The organism is Paenibacillus anaericanus (genome assembly GCF_003994475.1).
Lineage (GTDB): Bacteria > Bacillota > Bacilli > Paenibacillales > Paenibacillaceae > Fontibacillus > Fontibacillus anaericanus.
The window spans coordinates 60,558-66,839 of record NZ_RZNY01000025.1; the positions used below are offsets into that span (position 1 = coordinate 60,558).

8 protein-coding genes are annotated in these 6,282 nt (G+C 42.3%); 1 reads left to right on the top strand and 7 read right to left on the bottom strand.

The features are described 5' to 3' along the window. Positions 1-91: 91 nt before the first annotated feature. The 6 genes from holB to EJP82_RS22175 form a co-directional block, all read right to left on the bottom strand. Positions 92-1,075 carry a DNA polymerase III subunit delta' gene (gene holB / locus EJP82_RS22150; protein ID WP_127194249.1) on the bottom strand — a complete coding sequence of 328 codons (984 nt, stop codon included), beginning with the start codon at positions 1,073-1,075 and terminating at the stop codon, positions 92-94. Between the two features lie 56 nt (positions 1,076-1,131). Further along, positions 1,132-1,575: a YaaR family protein gene (locus EJP82_RS22155; protein WP_127194250.1), complete on the bottom strand. Its 444-nt coding sequence runs from the start codon at positions 1,573-1,575 to the stop codon at positions 1,132-1,134. 54 nt (positions 1,576-1,629) lie between these two features. Further along, positions 1,630-1,959, bottom strand: a complete 330-nt coding sequence (locus tag EJP82_RS22160) for a cyclic-di-AMP receptor (protein WP_127194251.1) — start codon at positions 1,957-1,959, stop codon at positions 1,630-1,632. Between the two features lie 52 nt (positions 1,960-2,011). Next, positions 2,012-2,656 (bottom strand): dTMP kinase, encoded by a 645-nt coding sequence (tmk, locus tag EJP82_RS22165; protein ID WP_127194252.1) that lies wholly within the window; start codon positions 2,654-2,656, stop codon positions 2,012-2,014. Beyond that, entirely contained in the window at positions 2,653-4,155 is a 1,503-nt protein-coding gene (locus EJP82_RS22170) for an aminotransferase class I/II-fold pyridoxal phosphate-dependent enzyme (protein ID WP_127194253.1), read from the bottom strand. The genes tmk and EJP82_RS22170 overlap by 4 nt, the downstream gene beginning before the upstream one ends. Before the next feature lie 187 nt (positions 4,156-4,342). Continuing rightward, positions 4,343-4,528: a sigma factor G inhibitor Gin gene (locus tag EJP82_RS22175; protein WP_127194254.1), complete on the bottom strand. Its 186-nt coding sequence runs from the start codon at positions 4,526-4,528 to the stop codon at positions 4,343-4,345. A 220-nt stretch (positions 4,529-4,748) separates the two neighbouring features. Between EJP82_RS22175 and EJP82_RS22180 the strand changes: the two genes are divergently transcribed. After that, complete coding sequence (locus EJP82_RS22180; protein ID WP_127194255.1) at positions 4,749-5,273, top strand: hypothetical protein; 525 nt, start codon at positions 4,749-4,751, stop codon at positions 5,271-5,273. A gap of 127 nt (positions 5,274-5,400) precedes the next feature. Here EJP82_RS22180 and EJP82_RS22185 read toward each other — a convergent pair whose 3' ends face one another. Beyond that, complete coding sequence (locus EJP82_RS22185; RefSeq protein WP_127194256.1) at positions 5,401-5,826, bottom strand: hypothetical protein; 426 nt, start codon at positions 5,824-5,826, stop codon at positions 5,401-5,403. Between the last annotated feature and the right edge of the window lie 456 nt (positions 5,827-6,282).

Below are 6,282 nucleotides of genomic sequence, written 5' to 3' on the forward strand. Positions count from 1 at the left end.
AATAAACAACTTGATGAAGCTTTTTAATGGAAGTCCCTGCTCTTTCACGGGAGAAAGTTTGTTTATCTAGTATGCGCGTACTGCTCTCTACTTAATGTTGACCTTCAATACCAATGAGGAAACTTTCAAGACAAAGCTGGGCATTCATATTATACCGTAATTTCTTCTTGCTCTCCGCGGCCAATGCCATAGCATCAATCCACTGATCTGCACTACGAGACGACGAGTACTTAACTATAAAATCCAGTTCATCTATAAATATAATTCGGTCATGTTTATGATAGAGCGCATGAACCATATCTTTGAACCACAAATGGAAAAGGTTAAACAACATATCTAGGTGCTCACCTAGACCTGCTTTGAACACGCTTTGCTGAGCTGTAATTAATGGAGAACCACTACGGCTGATGGTCTCCTTCCCTAATTGTAACACTACGTTTCTAATTTCTGCAAACCAATTCTGTCCAAGTAGATCTCGGCATGGTCCGAGCCCTGCCGCCAAATGCACAGCGCACCCTGCTAGTATCCGTGGAATTCCCTCGTCCGACAAAATTTGGAGCATCCGATCTGGGTCTAGAGGGGTAAATGGAACCCATTGTGCCCTAGATTGAATCGTTGAAAGTAGGGCTCGTCCGTTGTCAGACAATAAGATCGCTACGGCCGGGGAAGGTGGTTCTTCAAGAAACTTTAGTAGGCTATTCGCTGCCTGCACTGACATTTTTTCAGCTTCATCAATAATATATACTTTATAATTCCCACTCTCCGAGCGATAGGAAAATATTCGCTGCAGGTCACGGATTTGGTCAATCTTAATCGTGGAACCGTCTGGAGCAACTTGGTGAAGGTCGGGATGATTACCATGTTTTACTTTGCGGCATTCCAAACATTCTCCACAAGGATTCTCACCGTTTCGCTGAGTACAGAACAGCGCTTGTGCAAAAGTCAGCGCCATTTCCTTTTGTCCACTTCCCGGCGGTCCACTGAATATATATGCATGAGATATTTGACCTCGACGAAGTCCACTCATGAGCAACTGTTTCGCAGCATCTTGACCTAATATTTCATCAAACGACATGATTGCTCTCTTACCTCCCTGCAAAAAAACCTAGAAGTGAGATGGTAAACTCACTTCTAGAAACTAAAATTAATTAAAATACCGCGAATCTCGCCTATTTTCTGCAGTAAATCAATTTTTCCTTGCTCTGTTTCTAACAACTCATCGGCCATCGCGAGTAATGCGGCATCGACCTCATCTATTAATTTATATCGTTTACCTCGTCCACGGCGGTCCCATCCCCTGGATTCCTTCATACTTACGCCCCGCCGAACCGTATCCTCCAGAAATCTTTTAACAAGAAGACGATACGCTTTCAATTCTCTGATGGTCATGGACCGCGCGAGACGATCTCCTTGTGACTGAATTTCCTTGAACCTCCGATCAAGCTCCTGCTGAGAGGCTTGTGCTCCCTGTTGCTGTATGACATCGGAGAAACTCTTCGTCTGAACTGGTTTAGCAGAACTGTCGGTTACTCCCAGTCCGTTTTTGAGCGGTCTGAATCCAGGCTCTATTTTCACTACAATCACTGCCTAACTTAGAATATTTCAAATTGGACCTCTGTTGTAACTAACTTAAAAATGTTCAAACCGGTCAACTGGAAGTACAAATACAGTAGCTCCACCAACCTGAACCTCTACAGGAAGTGGCAGATATGAATCCGTCGTTCCACTCATTGGTGTCACAGGCGTAACTAACTGCTCACGGATTTTGCAACTATTGCGAATGACATTCATTACTGATTCTATCTGATTATCGTCGACACCAATCATAAACGTTGTGTTACCCGCCCTTAGAAAGCCGCCGGTACTAGCCAATTTGGTTGCCCGAAAATTTTCCTTCACTAGTGCGCTGGATAAACGGTTGCTATCTTTATCCTGAATGATCGCAATTATGAGTTTCATATACAGCCCCTCCTCGGTATCATAAAATATAACTCACCTTATTATTTGACAATTATATCAAATAATCCTTCAAAAGTGCGGAAAGACAATTATTTATCTCCGCTGCTACCTCTTTTTTTGCTCGGGAAGCATCAATTGTCGTAATTCTCTGCGGATACATGTCCGCCACGATTAAATAACCTTCTCTCACCTTCTGGTGGAACTCAATACTCTCTAAATCCAAACGATTCACTTCTCTACCCTGTCCTGCTGCAATTCTAGACAAACCCTGCTCCGGATCAATATCCATATAAAAGGTATGATCAGGAAATCTTCCGTTAGTCGCAAAGCTGTTTATCGTAAGCACTTCCTGCACGCCTAATCCCCGTGCATACCCTTGATATGCGAGACTGCTATCAATAAACCTATCACACAACACGACCATTCCTCGCTCAAGTGCAGGCTCCACCTTCTCGACTAAATGCTGTCGTCTTGCAGCTGCGTACAATAATGCCTCTGTGCGTCCTTCCATAGCCGTATGCATGGGATCAAGAATAATACCGCGGATTTTCTCTGCAATCTCAATTCCACCTGGCTCACGAGTTATAACATATGGAACCCCTCGTTGTTCTAAGGCACGGCCTAATTCCTCGATGACTGTCGTCTTTCCAGATCCTTCTCCGCCTTCTAGTGTAATGAATAATCCTCTGCCCTTCATACCTTTCCCCTGCTTCCTTCTTTAACTTTCCTGACTCTGATCGCTCTGAGCAGTGGATCCTCCGCTCCCTGGCACTTTGCTTTGGCCTCTCTGAGCCCAACTAAACGAACCATGGTTTCCTTAGAGACCATTTCCCCTGGATATAAAAGCGGAATACCCGGTGGGTAGGGAATAATCATCTCTGCTGCTTGTCGCCCTACGCTTTGTTCGATAGAGACGGCTTCTGTCATCTCCTCAGAAATCGGAGTTAAGTTGAATAATATAGGGGATGACACTTCATCCTCCTGAGCGATGTTCCACGTGGAAAACCGAGTGTTTTCCCTAATATATCCGACTTTATCCATATTTTCCAAAGTAAGAAGCAAGCGTACAGTGTCTTTATATGTCGTTCCCTGACTTAGCGCTAACACGACATAACGATCATCACTCATCTCAGGAATACATCCTGCTGCCTCTAACTTTTCCTGCAACTCATATCCACTCCACTGGCCAGAAGTGTCATACAATACCACTTTAAAAGGATCTTGTATATCATATGCAGCATTCGTATCACTAGCGTTTACTTTGAGCACATCAAAGCGTGAAAGGTTTGCTATTCCATTACGAATAGTCTGAAATGCGGCTAATCCCTCTTCAAAAATAACCGGACCCTTCGTCTGCAGCAAACTACGACTCAAGTCGAGCGATGCCATAATGGGATACGACGGGCTTGAACTCTGGATCATAGCAAGCCGCTGAGCCAATAGCCTGCGATCCAGTAAGTCGCCTTGTACATGCAGCATCGCGCCCATAGTGAGGGCCGTCAACATCTTATGTGTTGATTGGACGACACCATCTGCGCCTGCTTCCAGCGCATTCTCCGGCAACTTCGGATGCAGCCCGAAATGGGCGCCATGTGCCTCATCAACCAGCAATGGCACACCGCTGTTGTGGCAAAGCTCTGCTAGTGGCTTAAGTGAAGTACCCATCCCATAGTAGTTCGGATGCGTCACTAGTACTCCTTTTGCGTTAGGATGCCTGCGTAGGGCTTCACGGACTGTATCTTGAGCCGGTATAGTGGCTAACCCACTCTCCGCATGTATCTGTGGTGCAAGGAACACCGCATTAGCATTAGCTAGCATTAGTCCGTGAATAACCGACTTGTGTACATTCCGCTGTACAAGTAGGACATCTCCTGGTCTAGTACATACGCTTAGAATAAGTGCCAAATTTCCTGCTGTGCTACCTCCAACGAGAAAAAAAGTTTGATCAGCTCCGAAATAACTGGCTGCCCTTTGTTGTGCCTCCAAAATCACGCCCTCAGGATGATGTAAATCATCACTTCCGGTTATTTCTGTAATATCGATATCCATCACTTGTGTTAATGGCTCTCCACCCATTTGCAATGATCGATAGGCTTGTCCATCCTTATGTCCCGGCACATGAAAGGAAACATCTTCACTTTTCTTATACCGAAGTAATGCTTCATATAATGGAGCAGATTCTTTACTATCTAACATTTCTATCTAAGTCCTTCCGGATTGTCTATTTTACCCTATAACATCAAAAATAAAACGATACTATGCCTTTATCTTACCGCTTACATCACTATGAGAGCAACAAAATAACCCCACAAAGTGGAGTCTATGTTTTAATTACTATACCTACCCCTAATTTACGAGGGTATTAGATTATTTAATAGTTCAATTATGCATTCTTCTGTACCCAAATCTGTCTTAATTGATGAATAAAGAAATGATATTTGTCCTCCTGTACTTCCGTATGCACCATCTCGGATTCACAAGCATCACATATAAATTCGGATACGATATGAATCCCTTCCGTTTTAAGCTCCCCGCATATGATACAGGTGTCTTCGATAAGTTCATTCATGAACGATCCCACCTTGTTCCGTTTTACTATCAGTATGGCACAGTTTCTATCAATTTAAACCCTTTCATAGTCCCGTTCCTGCTTTATATATATGCCGTTTATCTTCTTACGGTGTTTGTACAGTATAAAATCTTAAATATTCTTTCTTTTATCCGATATATTAAGAAAGACATGTATTTCTTTGGAAAGCTATCATGTATTAAAGGAGGGTTATGTGATCATGCCTGAGGACACAGTAACCAATGCAACATTTTATCAGTATCGACTTCTTAAAAAACTGTTGTTCCCTAAGGCCCTAATCATGAGTTATCTAACCATCCCTTTTATTTGGTTAGCAGCCGAAATGCTATTTATCTCTTGGACTAGCATCTTTTTCTTTATACTCTCTATTCCAGTGGCTTTATGGATTCAATATGTCATTTCAAGATCCGTTCTGATTGTTGTAAGCCAGGTCAATCGTAAACGATGGAAATTCTCCTTACATCTTCCTTGGATCGGATATATGCCGGATCAATTCATTAGTTATGCTGTTTTTCGCCGGGTACATTATCATTCTGCCTGGATGGGTTTCTGTATTATAGCTATCCTAATTCCTTGGTCTCCAGTATCCTTTACTTTCTCACTTTTTTTCTGGTACCTTTGGCTCATGACTCCAAGACTATTTGCTCTAATCGGTCTAAGAGACCAGCCCAAAGATGGTATGTTAAAATTCAATGAACAAGACCTCTCCTACTACAAACAATAATAAAACTTTACTAGCCCTATATTTTATAAGACCTGTTCTCTGCATAAACGCAGGCAACAGGTCTTTTGGCTTTACTCCATATGTTCTACTTCTCAACTCTATCTTGTCCGTATCCAAGCTACAGATACTAGGGGCTACTCTCTATTCCTTGTATAACCACTTTCTCATCTGTCTTCGGTACCAATACGGTAAAAGAATCATCATGAATCGTTAATTGAACAATCAACTTGCCCTTCTCGTACACCGTTGTCGTGCCCGTATTCTCTTCCACCTTTTCAACCCATCCCCACTCCGAAATTGCTTTCTCGTAAGGTTCTGGTACCCCGTCATCTTCACGAAGCCCTGGGAATGAATAGTGGACATAGTCCATCTTAGAGTTGTTAAGTACGGCATCTGTTCTATTAGCTTCTTTGGGGACAGGGTAACTTTTCTCCACCGCCGCACCTACAAAAGTCGACCAAGAAGGCTCGGAAGACGTACAGCCTGAGATGATTATGGTCATCATCAAGACTACTCCTATGAAGTATAAGGAAGACTTTCCTCTTCTCCACATGACACATTCCTCCTTACCAGCTTATATGCTATAAAAATCTATTATAATTAAATTCATATAATTGATATACCGGAATAGATGTGAATAGGCTAAATTGCCTATTTTTTATTACCACACTTAATTATAACGGTAGTCTCCATTCCGTCGGTAACAAAAAGGTTACATTCCTTTTGATAGGTCCTAAATTTATTTTTTTCTTCGCATCAAATTATTTTTCTTGCGATATATGGACATGACATGGAAGGTTTCACAGGCATATAAGTCCTCCTCCCTCTATCAACATAGCCTGTTCTTGAATTAACGTTCCCGCACAAGTTCAATTATTTACTTATAACTTACATTGATCGCCCCGTACTATTACTCTTCATCATGCTTTTCGAGTTAAATTCAAATAAATAAAAACCACCACCGATAAATGAAGTGACCCCCTAAAGTTAGACAGGTTATTTTATTAGG